Raw genomic sequence first — 21484 nt, forward strand, 5'->3', positions numbered from 1 at the left:
CGCTGGCACTGGGAATCCCTGCCCTTTCCGGCACGGCTGCTGCTGCCGGTACCTCCGATGAATCGGTGGGAGCCGCCGACTCGAAGAAACAGGCGGAGCCAATGCTCCGGTACGACGCGCCGGCCGCGGGCTGGGAGCGCGAGTCGCTGCCCATCGGCGGCGGTGCCCTCGGCGCGAGCGTGTTCGGGACACTCGCCTCCGAGCAGCTCACCTTCAACGAGAAGACCCTGTGGACCGGCGGCCCCGGCTCCGCCCAGGGCTACGACTTCGGGAACTGGACCGCTCCCAGACCCGGCGCCCTCGCCGACGTACAGCAGCGCCTCGACAGTCAGGGCGCTCTCGGTCCGGACACCGTCGCCGCCGAACTCGGGCAGCCGCGCCGCGGCTACGGCGCCTACCAGGTTTTCGGCGACCTGAGACTGGACCTGCCGAACGCCCCGGCCGCCCCCGACGCCTCCTACCGCCGCACCCTCGACCTGCGCAACGCCCTCGCCGCCGTGACCTACACCCACCAAGAGGCCAGGCACACAAGGGAGTTCTTCGTATCCCACCCGGGCCGGGTCATCGCGGGCCGCCTCGGCGCCGACCGCCCGGGACAGGTCTCCTTCACCCTGCGCTACACCTCGCCCCGCAGCGACTGCACCGTCACCGCCGACCGGGACCGGCTCACCGTACGCGGCGCCCTGAAGGACAACGGTCTGCGCTTCGAGGCCCAGATCCGTGTCCGGACCAGCGGCGGCACAGTCACCGCGGGCACGGACGGCACCCTCACCGTCACCGGCGCCGACAGCGCCTGGTTCTTCCTCGCCGCGGGCACCGACTACGCCGACAGCTACCCCGCCTACCGGGGCGAGGACCCGCACACCGCGGTCACCGCCGCCGTGGACCTCGCCGCCCGGACCTCGTACGAGAAGGTCCGCGACACCCATGTGCGCGACCACCGCGCTCTCTTCGACCGGGTCGTCCTCGACATCGGCCAGGAACTGCCCGACCTGCCCACCGACCGGCTGCTCGCCGCCTACACGGGCGGGACGAGCCCCGCCGACCGGGCCCTGGAGGCGCTGTTCTTCCAGTACGGCCGCTATCTGCTGATCGCCTCCTCACGGGCCGGCTCGCTGCCCGCCAACCTCCAGGGCGTGTGGAACAACTCGACCACCCCGCCCTGGTCCGCCGACTACCACAGCAACATCAATCTGCAGATGAACTACTGGCTCGCCGAGGTCACCAACCTCGCCGAGACCACCGCACCGTACGACCGCTACATCGAGGCGATGCGCGTCCCCGGGCGCAGGACGGCGAAGGAGATGTTCGGGACCGCCGGCTGGGTGGTGCACAACGAGACCAACCCGTACGGCTTCACCGGCGTCCACGACTGGTCCACCGCCTTCTGGTTCCCGGAAGCGGCCGCCTGGCTCACCCAGCAGATGTACGAGCACTACCGGTTCAGCGGATCCACCGACTACCTGCGCTCCACCGCCTACCCGGCGATGAAGGAGGCGTCCGAATTCTGGCTGGCCAATCTGCGCACCGACCCGCGGGACGGACTGCTCGTCGTCACCCCCAGCTACTCACCCGAGCACGGCGACTTCACCGCCGGTGCCGCGATGTCCCAGCAGATCGTGCACGACCTCCTCACCAACACCCTGGAGGCCGCCCGGACTCTCGGCGACACACCGGCCTTCCGGGGCAGGCTGGAGACCGCCCTCGGCCGGCTCGACCCCGGACTGCGGATCGGGTCGTGGGGGCAGCTCCAGGAGTGGAAGACCGACCGCGACGACCCGGCCGACGACCACCGCCATGTCTCGCACCTCTTCGCCCTGCACCCCGGGCGGCAGATCGAACCCGGCAGCAAGTGGGCCGAAGCGGCCGAGGTCTCCCTCGGGGCGCGCGGCGACGGCGGCACCGGCTGGTCGAAGGCGTGGAAGATCAACTTCTGGGCGCGGCTGCGCGACGGTGACCACGCCCACCGGATGCTCGCCGAACAGCTGAAGAACTCCACCCTGCCCAACCTCTGGGACACCCACCCGCCCTTCCAGATCGACGGCAACTTCGGCGCCACCTCCGGCATCGCCGAAATGCTGCTGCAGAGCCAGCACGACACCGTCGACATCCTCCCCGCACTCCCCTCGGGCTGGCCGGACGGATCGGTGCGCGGACTGCGCGCCAGGGGCGGCTTCACCGTCGACATCGAATGGGCCGCCGGGCAGGCCCGCCGTGTGGTGATCACGGCGGGCCGCACCCGCGAAGTGACCGTCCGCAGCTCGCTGTTCGCGAGCGGCGAGAAGGTCTTCAAGGCGCGTGCCGGAGGCCGCTACACGCTGACCGCCGAGGGCTGAGCGAACAGCGCGGTCACCCGCGCCGCCGACACACCGAGCCCCGTGGGACCGCTGAGGTGCCACGGGGTGCCGGAGCCGCGCAGCAGATCCTGCTCCCGGTAGCGCCGGCAGTCCCGGTGCCAGATCAGGATGCCCGCGATCCAGTGCTTCAGCTCCTGCACGTACCCGGCCAGGACCTCACGGGCCTTTGCGTCCAGCCCGAAGTCGTCGCAGAGCACCGGGAGTTCCTGCTCGGCGACGTGCAGGAACTGCCTCAGCCGCGAATTCATCAGGTCGTGCACGATCGCCACCCCGGTCGGATAGTCCACCCCGAAGAAGTTCTGCACGACCAGGACGCCGTTGTGCACCTCGCCCTCGAACTCGATCTCCTTCTGGTACGAGAACAGGTCGTTGAGCAGACACGCGTAGTCCGCCGCCGCGTTCTCCAGGGAGCGCAGCGGCCCGCTGCGGTAGATCTCCGGCGGAACCTTCCTGCCATGGCCCAGTCGGCACAGGCTCATCGTGAGGTCGGAGCCGAAGGTCATGCGCCGCATCTCGATGTAGTCCACCGGGTCCGGGATGCGGTTCTGCGCCTGGTTCGCCAGCTCCCACACCCAGCTGGCGGTCATGTCCTCGACCGACGTGCGGAACGCGCGGCGCCCGCTCGCGTCCATCGGGGCCGAGGTCCGCGTCCAGAGATCGGCGAGCCCCCGCTCCAGGGCGTTGACCGGCTCGGGTGTCCCTGCCCCGTCCAGCGGCATGAACAGCGACAGCCGCTCGTTGGCGAGCTTGGCGCCCGCCAGATCGCGGGCCCGCCCGTGTACCACCGGGAACCAGTCGTCGCCGTAGGTACCCCAGGTCAGCCACTGCGAGGAGAGGTCCAGCTCCTGCGGTGTGGCGTCCGGGTGCAGCCCTGCCGCGCACAGTGGCAGATCCGCCGCGAGGAGCCGCGCCTCGTCCCAGATGTGCGAACCGGGCACCCCCGGCTGCGCCTCCAGAATTCCCATCCGGCTCGCCCAGCCGACGATGCGGACCCGCGCTCCGGCCAGATGCGGGTTGAGCGTCGTGCCGAAGGGCAGTTCGATCTCGGGCACCAGCGACGGGCCGACGCGCTGGTGGGGCACGTGGGTGTGGCTGCGCAGCCGGGCCGTCTCCGAGCGCGGGGTGAACCGGATCGACGCCGCGGCCATCCCGAAGCCGGTGGTGGCCGCTTCGACCGCGCCGTCGTTCATGTAGCGGCTGGAGCGCATGTGCCACTCATGGCCGCCGGACTGCCAGTCCTGCAGGCCCTTGACGTACGCGAGTACCGCCGCGGTCAGCGCAGGGCCGAGCCCCTTCTGGGCGCAGAGCGGGCCGAGTTCGGTGAGCGCGGTGTTCTCGAACTGCTGGAGACGGGACGTCAGAAGGTCGTTCACCGCATCGGCGGCCTCCTGCGTGGAACAGCCCAGGAAGTGCTCCAGGACGAGCACACCATTGCTGTTCTCGCCCTCGTCCTCCACCTCCCGCTGGTACGAGAAGAGGTCGTTGCGCAGATGCACGGCGTCGGAGAAGGCGTCGCGCAGCACCCGCAGCGCACGCTCGTCGGCCACCGCCTCGGGGACCTCGGCGCCCGCCGCGTACTCCACGAGACCCGCCGACCACGGGGCGCCGCCCACCTTGCGGCGCATCTCGATGTACTCGACCGGGTTCGCGATGCGCCCCTCGTTGATGTTGGAGAGCTCCCACAGCGATTCGTTGAGCAGGTTCTCCGTCGCCACGGCGAACCTCGCCCGCCAGGCATCGGACATGCTTGGCACCGTACGCGTCCACAGATCGGCCAGCCCCGCCTCGACCGGATTGGCCGGCTCAGGCATCGGGGCCCCGCGGTCCATCGGCATGAACGCCGGCAACCGGTCCAGATAGCGCTTGGCGCCCTCGCGGTCGGGGTTGCGTTTGAAGAGCTCCAGGAAGTGGTCGTCGAAGAAGAAGACCCACACGTACCAGTCGGTGACCAGGGAAAGCGCCTCGGCCGAGCAGTCGGGATGGGTGTACGCACACAGCAGCGCGTAGTCGTGGGAGTCGATGTCCTTCTCCTCCCAGATGCCCGAACCCTCCACCATCCCTATGCTGCGCGCCCACTCCTTGGTGTGTACCCGGGCCTCCTCGACATGGGCGTTGAGCCGCGCCGGATGCGGAACGTAGAAGTCCGGCAGGGTGAAGGGCTGAGCCATGTGCGTACGGCCTTTCTGGGTCGCCGCGCGGAGCTCGCGCGGACGTGATCGTGTCGGCGCGAGCACTACCCTTCGTCCGTTCGAGGCACGCACATTCGGGATTAGTCACATAAAAGGCATGAGCATGGGCGGGTCTTGGGTGTGCTCCGCCGGTCGTCCGTACGTTGTCCGAGACCGGGACAACAGGCCATCCAAGGTGCCCGGTTGAAACTTTCCTTCGCAGGTCGGACACCCTGCCAGTGGTCTGGTCCACTGGCTCGATCCGCGACCCCCACGGATCCCTTGACGCGCTGTCATCTCAGGTCGGAGAGTGTGCGCGCACAGCGGATCAGTGAGATCGGAACACGCACGGCTCCATCACGCACGGCTCCAGGAAGGGTTGTCATGACCTCCAAGCAGAGGACCGGACTCGCAATCGCGCTGACAGGTGTCGGCGCACTGAGCATGGCGCTGCTCAGCCCCGTGGCGCAGGCCGGTGCGGACGGGGTGCGACCGGAATGCCCGCGCAGCCTCTCGTGCGACTGGGTGCCGGCGGCCTATCAGCAGACGGGCGACCCGGCCGACAAGGAGACGTACGGGAACTACGACACCGCGGACCGGCCGCACACCAACAAGATCAGATTCATCGTTCTGCACGACACCGAGGAAGACTTCGACACCACCCTGAAGATCTTCCAGAACCCGCTGAAGCAGGCCTCCGCCCACTATGTCGTGCGCTCGGGCGACGGCCATGTCACACAGATGGTCAAGGGCAAGGACGTCGCCTGGCAGGCCGGCAACTGGTACGTCAACAGCCACTCCATCGGCATCGAGCAGGAGGGCGTCGCCGTCGAGGGCGCCAAGTGGTACACCCCCGAGATGTACCGTTCGACCGCCAAGCTGGTGCGCTACCTCGCCGCCAAGTACGACATACCGCTCGACCGCCAGCACATCATCGGCCACGACGGAGTGCCGCCCACCAGTGCGTCCGGCACCAGGAACATGCACTGGGACCCGGGCACGTACTGGGACTGGAACCGCTTCATGAAGCTGCTCGGCAAGCCCATCGTGCCGAGCGCACCCAAGAGCAGCGAACTGATCACCCTCAGCCCGGACTTCAAGAAGAACCAGCAGGCCTTCCGCGACTGCGAGAAGGGCGTCGACCTGCCGGTCCAGGGCTCCAGCGCCGTCCCGCTGCACACCGCGCCGTCCGCCGACGCGCCCCTCTTCTCCGACCCCGGCCTCCACACCGACGGCTCGCCCGGCACGAACTGCGCCGCCGACTGGGGCAGCAAGATCAGCGCCACCCAGCAGGCCGTCGTCGCGGACCATGCCCCCGGCTGGACGGCGATCTGGTGGTACGGCCAGAAGGCGTGGTTCGAGACCCCGGCCCGCAGCGGCAACACCACCCCGACCTCCGGCTACGTCGTCAGGCCGAAGGCCGGCCGCACGGACGTCCCGGTGTACGGGGTCGCGTACCCGGAGAAGTCCGAGTACCCCGCGGACTTCGCGGACAAGAGGGTGGGCGCGCCGCTCCAGTACAAGATCAAGGCCGGGCAGTCCTACCCCGGTGGCGGCGAGGCGCCGACGGGATTCTTCTACGCGCCGACCATCGACTCCTCGTACCCGCTCGACCACGCGTACTTCCGCGGTGAGGAGAAGTACGTGACGGTGCAGATCGGCCACCGGATCGCCTTCGTGAAGGCGTCCGACGTGGACGTCGTGCGCACCCGCTGAGACCGCGCCGGGGCCGTCGCAGCGGCGACGGGACGCCGGGAATCCGTACAGCCGAGAAGGAGGACTTCATGTACAAACCGACCAGGACCGCCGCCACCGCGGCCGCGGGCATCGCCATGGCGCTCGCACTCACCGTCGCCCCGGCCGCCGTCACCGTCGCCACGGCCTCGGCCGCCGCTTCCGAGTCCGGGGCGCAGGGCTGGGACGTCTCCGGCTCGTTCGGCACCCAGCAGGAGTGTGTCGCGGCCGGGGACGCGGGCGTCGCCGACGGGAGCTGGGCGCAGTACCGGTGCGTGTTGTTCGAGGCCCGGTGGGACCTGATGACTCCGGCGTGACCGCCCACGCGTGACGGGTGCCCCTCCGCGCGGAGGGGCACCCGTGCTCACCCCGCGACCAGCCGGTTCACCTGCGCGGGAGACAGCGCGTGCTCGATCGCGAGGATGCCCGCCCCCACCGCGGCCGCGTTCTCGCCGGTACGGCTCGGCTCGATCCGCAGCAACTGGGTGGCCAGCGGATGCGAGCGCCGGTACACCGCCTCCCGGACCCCCGCGAGCAACTGATCGTGCACGGCCGCCAGGGCGCCGCCCATCACCACCGTGTCCGGGTTGAAGAAATTCACCAGACCGGCAAGGACCTCGCCCACCGCCCGCCCGGCCTCCCGCACCATCCGCACCGCGTCCCGGTTCCCGGACCGCACCAGGCGCACGACGTCACTGCCCGACGTCGCGTCCAGCCCCAGCGCTACCAGCTTCGCCGCCAGTGACGCACCGCCCGCGACGGCCTCCAGGCAGCCCGAATTGCCGCACCGGCAGGGATCGTCGAGGTCACCGACCCGGATATGGCCGATGTCGCCCGCGCACCCCTGCGCGCCCCGGTGCAGCTTGCCGTCGGCGACGATCCCGCAGCCGATCCCCGTACCGACCTTGATGTACAGCAGATAGCGGCAGTCCGGGAACGCGCGCCGCTGCTCGCCCAGAGCCATCACGTTCACATCGTTGTCGACCAGCGCCCGCACCCCGAAGCGGGAGGCGAAGAACTCCGGGATCGGGTACTGGTGCCAGCCCGGCATGATCGGTGGATCGACCGGACGGCCGGTGGAGAACTCCACCGGACCCGGCACTCCGACACCGATGGACCGCAGCGTCCTCGGCTCCCGGCCCGTCTCCTCCAGCAGTGCCCGCACGGTGCGTTCCACATGCCGCAGCACGGAATCCGGGCCGTCCCCGATCAGCAGCGGTTCCTCGTGCGAAGCGAGCGTGGTCCCGCCGATGTCCATCAGCGCCACGCGGCAGTGCGAGGCCCCCAGATCCACCCCGGCCACCGCGTGCTCGCGGGTGCGCAGCGCCAGCCGTCTCGGCGGCCGGCCGCCGGTGGAGCCGCCGTCGGCGTCCTCGTCCACGAGACCGTGCGCGATCAACGCGTCCACTCGCTGGGAGACGGTCGAGCGGGCCATTCCGGTCACCCGGGCGATGTCGGCACGGGTGGCGACCGCACCCGAACCGATCAGCGCGAGCACCTCGCCGGGCGAGTGCGACACGGCAGCGGAATTGCGATCCGACGGCGAAGACATGGCAGTCACCCTAGGGACGACTTTCGCTGCTCACAAGGCATCAACTGTTCGTTCATCGGCGTAAGTGCATGCCAAGTAACCCGAAATCAAAGGTGCTTGAGACCTTGACACTCCCAATCCCTGTCACGACTCTGCTCTGCAGACCACTGAGCGAGGAGCAGTTCTATGCTGACGATGCAGGGTGTGTCCAAGAGCTTCCTCGGGGTGCGTGTGCTCGATGGGGTGGGGCTCGACCTCGAAGCCGGGGAAGTGCATGCCCTGGTGGGGGAGAACGGCGCCGGGAAGTCGACACTCATGAAGATCCTCGCGGGCGAGCACCTACCCGACGAGGGGACCCTCACCATCGACGGCACCGCCCACTCCTTCAGCCACCCGGCCCAGGCCCAGGCCGCCGGGGTCGGCATCATCCACCAGGAGTTCGCGCTCCTGACGCACCGCACGGTCGCCGAGAACGTCTTCCTCGGCCGCGAACCGACCAGGTACGGCCTGGTCGACCGGCGCGCCATGGAGCGGCGCACCGCCGAACTCCTGGCCGAACTCGGCGAGACCGGCATCACCCCGCGCACCCCCGTCCACGAGCTGTCCGTCGCACGCCGGCAGACCGTGGAGATCGTCAAGGCCCTCGCATCGGACGTCCGCATCCTGGTGATGGACGAGCCCACCGCCGCACTCGCCGACCACGAGGTCGAGCGGCTCGGCGCTCTCGTGCGCCGCCTGACCGCCCGCGGAATCGGCATCCTGTACATCTCGCACCGGCTCCGCGAGGTCTTCGAACTCTCGCAGCGCATCACCGTCCTCAAGGACGGCCGCCGCGTCACCACGCTCACCACCCGCGAAACCGACGCCGACACGGTGGTGCGCGCCATGGTGGGACGGGAGCTCGGCGCCTACTACCCGCCCCGGGCCGGGCCGGGAGAGCTCGGCGAGAAGCGGCTCACGGTGCGCGGCGGCGGCAACTCCAGGATCCGCGGCATCGATCTGACCCTGCGGGCCGGCGAGGTCGTCGGCATCGCCGGACTCCAGGGCTCCGGCCGGACCTCCCTGGCCCGCGCCCTGTTCGGCGCCGCCCCGTTCACCACGGGCACCATGACTGTCGGCGGGGAGCCGTTGCGCCCGGCGAACCCCCGGGAAGCCGTCCGGGCCGGGATCGCTCTGGTCACCGAGGACCGCAAGGGAGAGGGCCTCGCACTGCACCAGTCCGTGGCCGACAACGCGCTGCTCGTGACCCGCGCGGTCCCCGCTCGCGGCGGACCGGCCGCGCGCCGTGAGGTGACCGCGCTGCTGGAGCGCGTACGCCTCCACGCCCACAGCGAGGACCAGCAGGTCCAGTACCTGTCCGGCGGCAACCAGCAGAAGGTCGTCATCGCCAAGTGGCTCGCCGCCGCCCCCCGGGTGCTTCTCTTCGACGAACCGACCCGAGGCGTCGACGTCGGCGCCAAGGCGGCCATCCACACCCTGGTACGGGAACTGGCCGGCGAGGGCCTCGCCGTACTCATCATCTCCTGCGAACTGCCCGAACTGATCGGCATGAGCGACCGCGTCCTCGTCATGTCCGAAGGCCGCCTCGCCGGCGAACTGCCCGCCGGAGCCACGGAAGAGGCGGTCATGCGCATCGCCACCGGCGGCGGCCCCGCCACGGAGGGAGCAGCATGACCGCACTCCGGCCCGGCCTCGAAACCCGGCCCCGCACCGCCCCGCCCCGGACGGCCCGCCTCACCGGCCCGGTGGCCGGGGTCTGGCTGGCCGCTCTCGCCGTCACCGTGCTCGGCTGGATCACCGTCGCGGCCCGCGGCGGGGACTTCCTGACCGTGACCAACGTGGTGACGATCCTTCAGAACTGCGTCGCCCTCGGCCTCGTGGCCGTCGGCCAGTCCGTCGTCATCCTCACCGGATCGCTCGACCTCTCCGTCGTCTACCTCATCGGCCTGGGCACCCTCGTCGCCGCGGAGACGATGGAGAGCGGCAGCGTGCTCGTCGCGGTCATCGCCGTCCTCGCCCTCAGCGCCACCGTCGGCCTGGCCAACGGGCTGATCGTCACCGGCCTCAAGGTCAACGCCTTCATCGCCACCCTCGGCACCGCCTTCATCCTGCGCGGCTGGATCGAGGACAACTACACCGGCCCCGCCGGCAAGGTTCCCGCCTCCTTCCAGCACCTCGGCTACGACCGGATCGGACCGGTCCCCGTCTCCCTCTTCCTCCTCCTCGCGGTCGCCGCCGCCCTCTGGCTGATCACCCGGCGCACCCGGCTCGGCCACCACATGTACGCGACCGGCGGCGACGAGCACGCCGCCCGGCTCTCCGGCGTCCGCACCCGGCGCACCGTCGTGACCGCACACCTGCTGTGCTCGCTCTGTGTCGGCGCGGCGGCCCTCTTCCTCGCCGCACGGCTCGGCGCCGGCGCTCCCTGGGCGGGCACGGAGGCCCGCTACGACCTGGAGTCCATCGCCGCCGTCGTCCTCGGCGGCACCGCGCTCGCCGGCGGGCGCGGGGGAGTGGCGGGCACCCTCGGCGGAGTACTCGTCCTCGCCGTGCTCGACAGCGTCTTCAACCAGCTGTCCGTGGACCCGTTCTTCAAGAACGTCGTCCGGGGCGCCGTCATCATCGCGGCCGTCGCCCTCTACGCCCGAGGCCGCCGCACCCCGAAGGAGCGGACCGCATGACCACCGCCCAGGCGCCGGCCGGCCGCCGCGCACGACGCGCCCTCACGACCGGCACACCCGTGTACCTCCTGCTCGTGGTGCTGCTGGCCGCCCTCGCACTCACCGACCCCGGCTTCTACGAACCCGACCGCCTCCTCGCCTTCGTCAAGCGCGCCGCCCCCCTCGTCATCCTGGCCGCCGGTCAGTACCTGGTCATCGTCTGCGGCGAGTTCGACCTCTCCGTCGGAGCGATCGTCACCGCCGGCGTGGTCGTCGCCGCCGAACTGTACGGATCGTTCCCGGCCGCACCCTGGCTCCTGGTCACCGCGGTCCTGCTGCTCGCCGGAGCCCTCGCCGGACTCGTCAGCGGACTGATCACCACCCTGCTGCGCGTGCCGTCGTTCATCACCACGCTCGGCATGATGCTGATCCTCGAAGGCGCCGTCTTCTTCTGGACCGGCGGTTCGCCCCACGGCTCCCTGCCCGCGGAGTTTCGCAGGCTCGGTCGCGGCACCGCGTTCGGCTGGCTGCCGTGGGCCGTACTCGCCTGCGTCGTCGCGGGACTGCTGGCCGTACGCCTGATGCGTTCCGACTTCGGCCGTACGCTGCTGGCCACCGGCGACAGCGAACGTGCCGCGGCGCTGGCCGGCGTCCGGGTCGCACGCGCCCGGAACATCGCCTTCGTACTCTCCGGCGTCGCGGCCGCGCTGGCGGCGGTGCTCGTCGGCGGGTTCTCCGGGGTTTCGGCACAGGCCGGCCGCGGCTACGAGTTCGAAGCGATCACCGCCGTCGTCCTGGGCGGCGTGGTGCTGGGCGGCGGCCGGGGCTCCGTCGTCGCGGCGATGGCCGGGGCGTTCTCGCTCCAGGCACTGTTCACCCTGCTCAACCTCCAGGGCGTCTCCGGCGCACTGGAATCGACCGTGCAAGGCGTCATCGTCATCGCCGCAGTCGCCATCGGCGCAGCCGACTGGTCCCGGCTGCGCCGCCGCGGCAACCGATTCCCGGGAGCGAAAACCTCATGAGTATGCGAAAGCTCGGACACCTCCTCGCGCCGGTCGCCGCCCTGCTCGGTGCGGCCCTGCTCGCGGGCTGCACCAGCGACGCACCGCCTGACGCGCCCACTGCCGGAGCGAGCGGCGGCACGGGCGACCGGGGCACCGGCAAGCAGTCGGAGTTCTTCGACCGGGCCGAGTACGACCGTCAGCTCGGCCTCGCCGAGGTCACCCCGCAAGGGCCCGCCGGAAAGCCGTGGGAGCAGATGCTCCGCCCGGAGCTCGTCGACACCGGTCAGTACAAGAAGGAGGGCTCCGGCGGAATCCACCTCTGCTTCTCCAACGCCGGGGTCTTCAACCCCTGGCGTCAGGTCGGCCTCAAGAACATGCGGGCCGAGGCCGCACTCCACAAGGAGATCACCGAGTTCACCGTTCTCGACGCGCAGGGCAAGGACGACAAACAGATCTCCGACATCCAGGAGCTCGCCGGCCGGGACTGCGACGCCCTGATCGTCTCCCCGAACACCACGGCCACCCTCACCCCCGCCGTCGAGCAGGCCTGCGGCAAGGTGCCGGTGATCGTCTTCGACCGGGGCGTCGAGACCGACTGCGCGGTCACCTTCATCAACCCGATCGGCGGCTACGGATACGGGGCGGTCGCCGCCGATTTTCTCGTCGGGAAGGTGAAGCCCAAGGGGAAGGTCCTCGCCCTGCGGATCTCCCCCGGCGTCGATGTGCTGGAGACCCGCTGGTCCGCGGCGAAGCTCGCGTTCGACAGGAGCGGACTCGACGTAGTGGACGTGAAGTTCACCGACGGCGACCCGGCCAAGACCAAGGCGATCGTCACCGACGCCCTCACCCGCAACGGCGACATCGACGGTGTCTGGATGGACTCCGGAGCGACCTCCGTCGCCGCCGTCGAAGCCTTCGAGGACGCGGGCCGGGACGTACCGCCCATCACCGGCGAGGACCAGCAGGACTTCCTCCAGGCATGGAAGGAGAAGAAGCTCACCGCGATCGCCCCCTCGTACCCCACCTTCCAGTGGCGCACACCGGTCATTGCCGCACTGAGGATCCTCAAGGGGCAGCAGGTCCCCAAGGAGTGGAAGCTCCCGCAGCCCACCGTCACCCAGGACACCCTCGGCCAGTACTACAAGCCCGGCATGCCGCCCCTGCACTACGCGATGTGCGGCTGCGAGAACCTGCCCGGATTCCCGGAGAAATGGGGAGGCAAGAAGTGAGCGTCGCCTTCCCGATCGGTGCCAACCCGTGGATCTGGCACTCGCCGGTGACCTACGAAACGCTCGGTGACGTGCTGCCGAAGCTGTCCGCGTGGGGCTTCGACTGCGTCGAGATCCCGTTGGAGAACGAACGGGACTGGGCGCCCGCATCGGTGGCCAAGCTCCTCGACGCCTCCGGTCTCGCCCCCGCCGCGGTGATCGCCGTCATGCCGCCGGGCCGCGACCTCGTCCGCACCGAACCGCGGACCGTCCGGGTCACCCAGGACTACCTGTACCGGTGCGTCGACGCCGCCGAGGCCCTCGGCGCCCCCACCGTCGCCGGACCCATGTACGCGGCGGTGGGCCGCACCTGGCGGATGGACCGCGCCGAACGTGCCGCCGCGTACGAGGAGTTGCGGGAGAACCTCGCCCCGGTCGTCCAGCATGCCCGCGCGGCGGGCGTGCGGCTCGCGGTGGAACCCCTCAACCGGTACGAGACGAGCCTGCTCAACACCGTGGACCAGACCCTCGAAGCGCTGACCGGGCTCCCCGAGAGCACCATCGGCCTCGCGCTCGACGTATACCACCAGAACATCGAGGAACGTTCGCTGCCCGACGCCGTGCACCGCGCGGCGGGCCGCATGGTCCACGTCCAGGTGTGCGCCAACGACCGGGGCACCCCCGGCGCCGACAGTCTCGACTGGCCCGGCTTCCTCGCCGCGCTCGCCACGTGCGGCTACCGGGGTCCGCTCTGCATCGAGTCGTTCACCGCGCACAACGACGCCATCGCGGTCGCAGCCTCGGTCTGGCGGCCGCTCGCCGGCACCCAGGACAGCATCGCCACCGACGGCCTGGCCTTCCTGCGCCAGGCCCTGAGCGCCGTCCCGTGATCCACCCCCTGCCCGCTCGTCCGTCAGTAACCCGCAGAGAGGACCCGCTCGTGAGCCATCACGGATTGCGCTGTCATGTCCGTGACATGACACGTACGTTCATCGCTCTGGTGGGCGCACTGCTCCTAGCGCTGACCGCACTGCCCGCGTCCGCAGCCACCACCGGCAATGCACCCGCCTTCCGCGCCCTGCTCTTCACCCGTGACGTCGGCTATGTGCACGCCTCCATCCCGGCCGGCATCCAGATGTTCAAGGAGGAGGCCGCCGCGGGCGGCTTCGAGCTCGTCGAGACCGCCGACCCCGCGGTCTTCGACACGGCGAAGCTCAAGGACTTCGACGTCGTCGTCATGCTGCAGAACTCCGGCATGGTCTGGGACACCGACGCCCAGCGCGAGGCGATGCAGGCCTACGTACGTGGCGGTGGCGGCGTCGTCGCCCTCCACAACACCCTCGACATGGGCATCGAGGAAACCTTCCCCTGGTGGGACGAGGCCATCAACGGCGGCGTCCACATGCCCGCCCACTCACCCGGTGTCCTCCAGGGCACCGCCAAGGTCGCCGACCGCGTCCACCCCTCCACCGCGGGACTCCCCGAACGCTGGGAGCGCCCCGAGGAGTGGTACAACTTCGACCGGAACCCCCGCGGCGACGTCCACGTCCTGGTCACCGCCGACGAGACCACGTACAACCCCGGCGGCTCCGCCATGGGCGCCGACCACCCGATCTCCTGGTGCCGCAACACCGAGGGCGGCCGGGTCTGGGCGACCGCCATGGGCCACGACACCGCCTCGTACAGCGAAGCCGCCTTCCGTGCCCACGTCATGGGCGGCGTCAGGTGGGCCGCCGGCAACAAGCCCGGCGACTGCGGCGGCACCGTCTGGAGCGGCTACGAGAAGGTCGCGCTGGACGACAACACCGCGGACCCGATGGAACTCGACGTCGCCAAGGACGGACGGGTCTTCTACGTCCAGCGCAGCGGCGAGATCAACATCTACGACCCGGCGACCCACGCCACCACCACCGCCGGAAAGCTCGACGTCTACACCGGCGGCGAGGACGGCCTGGTCGGCATGGAGCTCGACCCGGACTTCATGAAGAACCACTGGATCTACCTCTACTACGCCCCCGCGGGCACCACCGAGGACGTCAACCGGCTCTCCCGCTTCACGGTCAAGGGCAACACCCTCGACCCCGCCAGCGAGAAGAAGCTCCTCGACGTCCCCGCCTACCGCGACCGCAGCTTCCCCGAGCCCGGACACACCGCAGGCGCCGTCGAGTTCGGCCCCGGCCGCACTCTCTACCTCGGCGTCGGCGACGACACCCCGCCCAACCTCGACCCGAACTGGCAGGGATACGCCCCGCTCGACTGGCGCGAGGGCAAGCAGATGCTGGACGCCGCCCGAACAGCGGGCAACACGAACGACCTGCGCGGCAAGATCCTGCGCATCAAGCCGAAGGACTCCGGCGGCTACACCATCCCCAAGGGCAACCTCTTCGCCCCCGGCACCGCCAAGACCCGCCCCGAGATCTACGCGATGGGCTTCCGCAACCCGTTCCGCTTCACCGTCGACCCCAAGACGGGCTACGTCCACGCCTCCGACTACGGCCCGGACCGCGGACTGCCCACCACCGACCGAGGGCCCGAGGGCCTCGTCGAGTACAACGTCATCAAGAAGGCCGGCAACTTCGGCTGGCCGTTCTGCCACGGCAACAACCAGGCATACGCCCCCTACAACCCCGACAACAAGGAAGTCGGCCCCAAGTTCGACTGCGCCAACCCGGTCAACCCCTCGCCCAACAACACCGGCCTGACCCATCTCCCGCCCATTCAGCAGCCGGAGATCTGGTACGGCTACGGAGCCTCCGAGGAATTTCCCGAGGTCGGCAGCGGCGGCTCCGCCCCGATGAGCGGCCCCGTCTACCACTACGACGGGAAGAACCCGTCCACCACGAAGTTCCCCGCCTACTTCGAGGGCGCGAGCTTCTTCTACGAGTGGTCACGCAACTACGTCAAGGAATTCCGTTTCGACAAGGACCAGAAGCTCCTGAAGATCAATGACTTCCTCTCCACCCAGAAGTTCAACAAGCCGATGGACATGACCTTCGGGCCCGACGGATCGCTCTACGTCCTCGAATGGGGCAGCTCGTTCGGCGGCGGCAACAACGATTCCGGGCTCTACCGCATCGACTACGCCCAGGGACAGCGCGCTCCGGTGGCCAAGGCCGCCGCCTCCGCAACCGACGGCCCCGTGCCACTGAAGGTCGACTTCTCCAGCGAGGGCAGCAACGACCCGGACGGAGACGCGCTCAGTTACGCCTGGGACTTCGACGGCGACGGTACCTACGACTCCACGGAGGCGTCCCCCAGCCACACCTACACGGCCAAGGGCGACTTCGCCGCCCAGCTGAAGGTCACCGACTCCACCGGCAAGTCCGGCTACGCCAACATCCCCGTCACCGCGGGCAATACGGCACCCAAGGTGACCATCGAATTCCCCGTCAGCGGCAAACTCATCGAGTTCGGCGACAAGATCCCGTACAAGGTCACGGTCTCCGACCCCGAGGACGGCCCGGTCGACTGCACCAAGGTCACCGTCAACCCGGCCCTGGGCCACGATGACCACGAGCACCCCACCACCGACATCCCCGGCTGCGAGGGCACCGTGGACACCGGTGATCTGGGCGGCCATCCCGAAGGAGCGGACCTCACCTACGTACTCAACGCCAAGTACACCGACAAGGGCGGCGACGGCGTCTCGGCCCTGACCGGCTACGGCCGCGCCGTGCTCCAGCCGAAGCACAAGCAGGCCGAGTACTACGACGGCCAGTCCGGCACCCGCGTCGTCGCCCAGGAAGGAGCGGAGAACGGCAAGCGGATCGGAGACGTCTCCGACGGCGACTGGGTCGCCTTCAACCCGATGAGCGTCGAAGGCGTCGGCACGGTCAGCTACCGGCTGTCCTCACCCTACGGGGTCGGCGCGATCGAACTCCGAGCGGACTCTGCCGACGGCCCGCTGCTCGCCACCACCCCGGTCCCCAATACGGGCGGCTGGGACAACTACCAGGCAACCCCGCCCGTGCCCGTCCAGGAACTGAAGGGAACCCACAAGCTGTACCTCGTCTTCACGTCCCCGCAGGACAACTCGTTCGACGTGGACGCGGTGGACTTCAAGAGCCCCTGACCTTCGGCGTGCTGCGGGTCGGGTATGTCGGCACCGGACCCGCAGCACGCACCCCCCTGGCAGGGTCAGCGGGTGCCGACCGCGGCACGTACGGCCCTGCGGGCCATGGCGCAGTCGTCGTGCAGCCGGCGCAGCAACAGCCGCTGCTCCTCGCTCGACGACAGCGCACCAGGGCGCTCCTGACCGGCGCCAGAGGCCGTCGAATCCCGTATGGCCCGCTGGACGGCCGTCTCGTACGTACGGATCTCTCGGGTCAGCACCAGCATCAGGTTCACCAGGAACGCGTCCCGCGCGGCGGGTCCGTTGGCCTGCGCCAGCTGGCTGATCTGACGTCGCGCCGCCGGTGCGTCACCGAGGACCGTCCAGAGCGTCGCCAGGTCGTAGCCGGGCAGATACCAGCCCGCGTGTTCCCAGTCCACGAGCACCGGACCCGTGGGCGACAGCAGGATGTTGGAGAGCAGTGCGTCACCGTGGCAGAACTGCCCCATGCCCTGCCGGCCGCCCGCGTGCGCCAGGCCGTGCAGCAGCTTCTGCAGATCGCCCAGATCCCGGTCCGTGAAGAGCCCCAGCTCGTGATAGCGCGCGATCCGCGAGGCGTAGTCGAGCGGGGCGTCGAACAGCCCCGGTGCCGGCCGCCAGGCGTTGATCCCGCTGATCGCGCCCAGCGCGGACCGGATATCGGCACGGGGCGGCGCCTCCGAGGGATGCCGGGTCAACGCGGCCACCCGGCCGGGCATCCGCTCGATCACCAGGGTGCAGTTCTCCGGATCGGCCGCGATGAGACGCGGCACGCGCACCGGCGGACGGTGCCGGACGAACGCACGATATGCACCTATTTCGTGACGGAACCGCTCCGACCACGCGGGGGAGTGGTCCAGTAAACACTTGGCGACCGCGGTCGCCCGGCCGGTGGAGCCGACCAGCAGCACCGAACGGCCGCTGCGACGCAGCACCTGGACCGGGTTGAACTCGGGGCAGATCCGGTGGACCGAGGCGATCGCCATTCTCAGCTGCGCCCCCTGCGCGCCGGACAGGTCCAGCCGGCCGCTGAGCGGCGGGCCGACCATCCCGGCCGGCCGTCGCGGCCGGACCGTGCCGGGCGCCGGGGGAGCGGCGTGCGGCGAGAGGTACGGACCGCCGCCCGCCCCCAGGGGACGGAGCGGCCGGGGCGGGGCGGTCACGGAGGACGATGCTGTGTACATGGGCGAGACAGATCCCTTCGTGCGCCGACAAGTTGCGTGCACCGCCCCGGCCGGCGGCCGTTCGGCACCCTGGGGAGTACCTAGGGCTGCCGGGCGGGGTGGCGCTTTCCTACCTGACACCGGCAGGCGGGTGGCAGACCAACTGGCGGACCCTGGCGAACCCTGGCGAATTGTCGCAAGGCCTCTGACAGGGGGTTACTGTCGACACAGCCGAGAACCTGGGGGCTTGACGTGACCGGAGAACCCAACACCCGCCTGTCCGACCTGTTCGGCCTCGCCGGCTGGTCCAAGGGCGAACTCGCGAGAATGGTGAACAGAAATGCGGCGGCCATGGGCCACCCGCAACTGGCCACCGACACCTCGCGGGTGAGGCGTTGGATCGACATGGGGGAGTCCCCCCGCGATCCCGTGCCCAAGGTGCTGGCTGCCCTGTTCACCGAGCGACTCGGTCGTGTCGTGACCATCGAGGACCTCGGGTTCGGCCGACGCGGGCGTGTGGGGAAACGGCAGGAGGCCGGGACGCAGGACAATCCCGACGGACTGCCGTGGGCGCCCGAGCGGACGGCAGCGGTCCTCACCGAATTCACGGGAATGGACCTCATGCTCAACCGACGCGGCTTGGTGAGCGCGGGCGCCGCGCTCGCCGCAGGATCGACCATCACCGGCCCCATGCACGACTGGCTGCACTCCGACCCCGTACTGGCGGCCGACGCCCCACGGATCGAGGACCCGCTGCACGCGGACCCCGCCGGTTTCGACCGGTACGAGGCCGCGCCCATCGGATCGGACGAGATCGAGGCGCTGGAGCGGTCCGTCGAGGTGTTCCGCGCCTGGGACGCCTCACGGGGCGGCGGACTCCAGCGCAAGGCCGTGGTGGGCCAGCTCAACGAGGTGGGCGGCATGCTCGCCTACCGTCACCCCGACCATCTCCAGCGCCGGCTCTGGGGCGTCGCGGCCAACCTCGCGGTGCTCGCGGGATGGATGTCCCACGACATCGGCCTCGAACCGACCGCCCAGAAGTACTTCGTCATCGCGGCACACTCGGCACGCGAGGGCGGCGACCGCCCCAGGGCGGGAGAGGCGCTCTCCAGGGCGGCCCGTCAGATGGTCCACCTCGGCCGTCCCGACGACGCCCTGGACCTGATGGAGCTCGCCAAGTCCGGCTCCGGGGACATGGTTCTGCCCCGCACCCAGGCGATGCTGCACACCATCGAGGCCTGGGCGCAGGCATCCATGGGCCGCGGCCAGGCCATGCGGCGCACCCTCGGCAAGGCCGAGGAACTCTTCACCTCGGACAAGAGCGATGTGCCGCCGCCCAGCTGGATGCAGATGTTCGACGAGGCGGACATGCACGGCATGCAGGCCCTGGCCTTCCGCACGCTCGCCGAACATGATCCGTCGGCCGCGATCGTGGCGCAGCGCCACGCCAAACTGGCGCTGGAGCTCCGGGCCAACGGACGCCAGCGGTCCAAGATCTTCGACTACATCTCGCTCGCCTCGGCCTGCTTCATCGCCGACGATCCCGAGCAGGCCGACCGGTACGCACGGCTCGCCCTGGTGACGATGGGGGAGACCTCCTCGCACCGCACCTGGGACCGGCTGCGCGAAATGTACCGGCTCACAGGCCAGTTCGCGGGCTACGCGAAGATCGAGGACCTGAGAGAGGAGATCAAGCTCTCCCTGCCGCAGAACTCCATCATCAAGCAGCGCAGGCGGTCGTCGGAGATCTGACCTGCGGGCGCCGCGACGAAGGGCCGCCGAGCACAGACCGTCCGACCACCGGCCTTCCGGCCATCCTGTTCCAGCACCGCACCCGTAGGCGGCACGCCCTCCTGCGTACCGCGCCGTGTCCGGTGTTCCGCGCTTGGTCCGTGCCCTGTACGTGTCGAGCGGTGCGCTACGCCCCGATGCGGACGATCAGCACGCAGGCGTCGTCCAGGCGTTCGGTGCCGCCGAACTCCGCGACGACGGTCCGCAGGCACTCCTGTGCCGAACGGGCCTGCGTGAAACGCGGGGCCAGAGCCAGCAGTGCGTCCGGGCCCGCACCCCGGTCTCTGTGACGGTTCAGCCCGTCGGTGTGCAGCACCAGCACGTCACCGGGTAGCAGGTGCACTTCGTCCTGCTCGTACGCGACCCCGGAGGCCGCGCCGAGCAGGACCCCGTCCGGCGCGGGCAGCGGACGCCCCACTCCGTCGCGGAACAGCAGCGGCGCGGGGTGTCCGGCCTGCGCCCAGGTGAGGGCGCCGGTGGACGGATCCAGAAGGCAGCACACCGCGCTGCCGAGAGCGGGTTGGACGGAGGACTCCAGTAGCTCATTGAGATGCCCCATCAGGGCGCCCGGCTCGATGCCGGCCACGGCCATGCCACGCAGCGCGCCCAGCAGCATGGCCATGGCCGAGGTGGCCTGGATGCCATGACCGGTCAGATCACCGACCGTGAGCATGGTCCTGCTGTCCGGCATTTCCAGCGCGTCGTACCAGTCGCCGCCGATGCGCGAACTCGACTCCGACGGAAGGTAGTGCGCCGCGATGTCGAGTGCGCCGGGCCCCTGGGAGGGAAGTCGCAGTGAGCCACGCCACGGGGCGAGCACTGCCTCCTGGAGCTCGACCGCCAGGCGATGCTCGGTCCGTGCCCGGTGTTCCCGGCTGCGCAGCGATTCGTGGCTCCGGCGCACCGCCTGCTGGCTGCGCCGCAGTTCGCTGACGTCGCGCAGCACCGCCCACATGGAGGCGGTGGACCCGTTCGAATCGAGGACGGGCTCGCCCATCATGTGGAGAGTGCGCACCCGGCCGTCGGTCCGCGTGATGCGGAACTCGCCGTCCATCGGCTTGCCGTCCACCAGGCAGTCGGTCACCAGGGCGGTGAGCAGGGGCTGGTCCTCGGGAAGGAGCGTGGACGGAAACTCGTCGAGCGAGAGCGGTCCGGCGGCGGGGGGCCTGCCGAAGATCTGGAACAGTTCCTCGGACCAGCTGACGTCGTCGGTGAGCAGATTCCACTCCGCGCTGCCCACCCGGCCGATCAGCGACCCCGGCTTCGGGTTGTCGTAAGGCTCCTGCGCGCTCTCAGCTGCGTCCTGCGCCGTCGGCAGGCCCGAGGTCTCCGCGAGGTGCTGCCCGGTCCCGGGCGACAGGCCCTCCTTGAGCTGACCCAGGTGTGTGCCGAGGTCGTCGAGATGGTGGACCGCCAGATCACAGAGCGCCCGCTGCCAGCGCAGCTGCGGGTCCTCCTCGTCGATCAGCACCGTGTCCCGCCGCACGGCATCCACATCGCCACGGAGCCGAAGGGTCCGGTTGATCAGCGCATCGAGGGTGTCGCGCTCGGGTGGCTGTGGGGCGGGGCGGTCCGCGGACAGATGGGACGGCATCTCGTACTCCGATACAGGCGCGGCACGACCAGGTCTGAAAGGTGGACCGAAGACGACTGTTGCACAGCCTGTGGGAGGCCGTAAGGGATTTGGCAACACTCGAGACGTTCTTGCTTCTGGCATATGTCACGGGCTGCGCATGACGCCTATCCGTCGAACGCCCTTGCCATCGACGGACGTTGGC

At 70.0% G+C, this 21484-nt stretch carries 14 protein-coding genes; 10 read left to right on the forward strand and 4 right to left on the reverse strand.

The genetic code is table 11. The features are described from left to right. The first annotated feature begins 101 nt into the window (after nucleotides 1-101). Nucleotides 102-2336, forward strand: a complete 2235-nt coding sequence (locus tag ACIRJP_RS02135) for a glycosyl hydrolase family 95 catalytic domain-containing protein (RefSeq protein ID WP_404167637.1) — start codon at nucleotides 102-104, stop codon at nucleotides 2334-2336. Here ACIRJP_RS02135 and ACIRJP_RS02140 read toward each other — a convergent pair. Further along, nucleotides 2312-4525 carry a germacradienol/geosmin synthase gene (locus tag ACIRJP_RS02140; protein WP_404167232.1) on the reverse strand — a complete coding sequence of 738 codons (2214 nt, stop codon included), beginning with the start codon at nucleotides 4523-4525 and terminating at the stop codon, nucleotides 2312-2314. The genes ACIRJP_RS02135 and ACIRJP_RS02140 overlap by 25 nt on opposite strands. A gap of 384 nt (nucleotides 4526-4909) precedes the next feature. Between ACIRJP_RS02140 and ACIRJP_RS02145 the strand changes: the two genes are divergently transcribed. Both ACIRJP_RS02145 and ACIRJP_RS02150 read left to right on the forward strand, forming a co-directional pair. Continuing rightward, on the forward strand, nucleotides 4910-6241 hold the full coding sequence (locus tag ACIRJP_RS02145) for an N-acetylmuramoyl-L-alanine amidase (RefSeq protein WP_404167234.1): 1332 nt from the start codon (nucleotides 4910-4912) through the stop codon (nucleotides 6239-6241). 68 nt (nucleotides 6242-6309) lie between these two features. Next, a complete protein-coding gene (locus ACIRJP_RS02150; protein WP_404167236.1) occupies nucleotides 6310-6576 on the forward strand; it encodes a hypothetical protein in 267 nt (88 codons plus the stop codon). A 47-nt stretch (nucleotides 6577-6623) separates the two neighbouring features. Here the strand turns inward: ACIRJP_RS02150 and ACIRJP_RS02155 are convergent, their stop codons facing one another. Next, nucleotides 6624-7811, reverse strand: coding sequence for an ROK family protein (locus ACIRJP_RS02155; protein ID WP_383713141.1), 1188 nt, complete (start codon nucleotides 7809-7811; stop codon nucleotides 6624-6626). A gap of 165 nt (nucleotides 7812-7976) precedes the next feature. Here ACIRJP_RS02155 and ACIRJP_RS02160 point away from each other — a divergent pair, with 165 nt between their 5' ends. From ACIRJP_RS02160 to ACIRJP_RS02185, 6 genes are all read left to right on the forward strand, one after another. After that, entirely contained in the window at nucleotides 7977-9464 is a 1488-nt protein-coding gene (locus tag ACIRJP_RS02160) for a sugar ABC transporter ATP-binding protein (protein WP_404167238.1), read from the forward strand. After that, the gene (locus ACIRJP_RS02165) at nucleotides 9461-10471 is read left to right on the forward strand and encodes an ABC transporter permease (RefSeq protein ID WP_404167240.1); all 1011 of its coding nucleotides are present in this window, start codon (nucleotides 9461-9463) and stop codon (nucleotides 10469-10471) included. The genes ACIRJP_RS02160 and ACIRJP_RS02165 overlap by 4 nt, the downstream gene beginning before the upstream one ends. Further along, nucleotides 10468-11472: an ABC transporter permease gene (locus ACIRJP_RS02170; protein ID WP_404167242.1), complete on the forward strand. Its 1005-nt coding sequence runs from the start codon at nucleotides 10468-10470 to the stop codon at nucleotides 11470-11472. Before ACIRJP_RS02165 ends, ACIRJP_RS02170 begins: the two co-directional genes overlap by 4 nt. A 2-nt stretch (nucleotides 11473-11474) precedes the next feature. Continuing rightward, nucleotides 11475-12683, forward strand: coding sequence for an ABC transporter substrate-binding protein (locus ACIRJP_RS02175; protein ID WP_404167639.1), 1209 nt, complete (start codon nucleotides 11475-11477; stop codon nucleotides 12681-12683). Next, the gene (locus tag ACIRJP_RS02180; RefSeq protein WP_404167244.1) at nucleotides 12680-13552 is read left to right on the forward strand and encodes a sugar phosphate isomerase/epimerase family protein; all 873 of its coding nucleotides are present in this window, start codon (nucleotides 12680-12682) and stop codon (nucleotides 13550-13552) included. Before ACIRJP_RS02175 ends, ACIRJP_RS02180 begins: the two co-directional genes overlap by 4 nt. Nucleotides 13553-13638: 86 nt before the next feature. Then, nucleotides 13639-16734 (forward strand): ThuA domain-containing protein, encoded by a 3096-nt coding sequence (locus tag ACIRJP_RS02185; protein ID WP_404167246.1) that lies wholly within the window; start codon nucleotides 13639-13641, stop codon nucleotides 16732-16734. A 65-nt stretch (nucleotides 16735-16799) separates the two neighbouring features. On the opposite strand, the gene ACIRJP_RS02190 is transcribed toward ACIRJP_RS02185, so the two are convergent. After that, nucleotides 16800-17936, reverse strand: coding sequence for an aminoglycoside phosphotransferase family protein (locus ACIRJP_RS02190; RefSeq protein WP_404167248.1), 1137 nt, complete (start codon nucleotides 17934-17936; stop codon nucleotides 16800-16802). A 231-nt stretch (nucleotides 17937-18167) separates the two neighbouring features. On the opposite strand from ACIRJP_RS02190, the gene ACIRJP_RS02195 reads away from it, so the two are divergent. Next, nucleotides 18168-19667, forward strand: a complete 1500-nt coding sequence (locus tag ACIRJP_RS02195; RefSeq protein ID WP_404167250.1) for a hypothetical protein — start codon at nucleotides 18168-18170, stop codon at nucleotides 19665-19667. Nucleotides 19668-19833: 166 nt separating this feature from the next. Here ACIRJP_RS02195 and ACIRJP_RS02200 read toward each other — a convergent pair whose 3' ends face one another. Next, entirely contained in the window at nucleotides 19834-21300 is a 1467-nt protein-coding gene (locus ACIRJP_RS02200; RefSeq protein WP_404167252.1) for a PP2C family protein-serine/threonine phosphatase, read from the reverse strand. Nucleotides 21301-21484: the final 184 nt, after the last annotated feature.

Origin of the sequence: Streptomyces sp. NPDC102437 (assembly GCF_044765565.1) — a bacterium.
In the GTDB taxonomy this organism is placed as follows: Bacteria; Actinomycetota; Actinomycetes; order Streptomycetales; family Streptomycetaceae; genus Streptomyces.

Excerpts from the sequence above, each read along its gene's own strand:
- ACIRJP_RS02170 (WP_404167242.1), top strand. The coding sequence starts at position 10,468 with ATGACCACCGCCCAGGCGCCGGCCGGCCGCCGCGCACGACGCGCCCTC.
- ACIRJP_RS02190 (WP_404167248.1), bottom strand. The coding sequence starts at position 17,936 with ATGTACACAGCATCGTCCTCCGTGACCGCCCCGCCCCGGCCGCTCCGT.
- ACIRJP_RS02145 (WP_404167234.1), top strand. The coding sequence starts at position 4,910 with ATGACCTCCAAGCAGAGGACCGGACTCGCAATCGCGCTGACAGGTGTC.
- ACIRJP_RS02200 (WP_404167252.1), bottom strand. The coding sequence starts at position 21,300 with ATGCCGTCCCATCTGTCCGCGGACCGCCCCGCCCCACAGCCACCCGAG.
- ACIRJP_RS02165 (WP_404167240.1), top strand. The coding sequence starts at position 9,461 with ATGACCGCACTCCGGCCCGGCCTCGAAACCCGGCCCCGCACCGCCCCG.
- ACIRJP_RS02135 (WP_404167637.1), top strand. The coding sequence starts at position 102 with ATGCTCCGGTACGACGCGCCGGCCGCGGGCTGGGAGCGCGAGTCGCTG.
- ACIRJP_RS02140 (WP_404167232.1), bottom strand. The coding sequence starts at position 4,525 with ATGGCTCAGCCCTTCACCCTGCCGGACTTCTACGTTCCGCATCCGGCG.
- ACIRJP_RS02155 (WP_383713141.1), bottom strand. The coding sequence starts at position 7,811 with ATGTCTTCGCCGTCGGATCGCAATTCCGCTGCCGTGTCGCACTCGCCC.
- ACIRJP_RS02185 (WP_404167246.1), top strand. The coding sequence starts at position 13,639 with ATGACACGTACGTTCATCGCTCTGGTGGGCGCACTGCTCCTAGCGCTG.
- ACIRJP_RS02160 (WP_404167238.1), top strand. The coding sequence starts at position 7,977 with ATGCTGACGATGCAGGGTGTGTCCAAGAGCTTCCTCGGGGTGCGTGTG.
- ACIRJP_RS02175 (WP_404167639.1), top strand. The coding sequence starts at position 11,475 with ATGCGAAAGCTCGGACACCTCCTCGCGCCGGTCGCCGCCCTGCTCGGT.
- ACIRJP_RS02150 (WP_404167236.1), top strand. The coding sequence starts at position 6,310 with ATGTACAAACCGACCAGGACCGCCGCCACCGCGGCCGCGGGCATCGCC.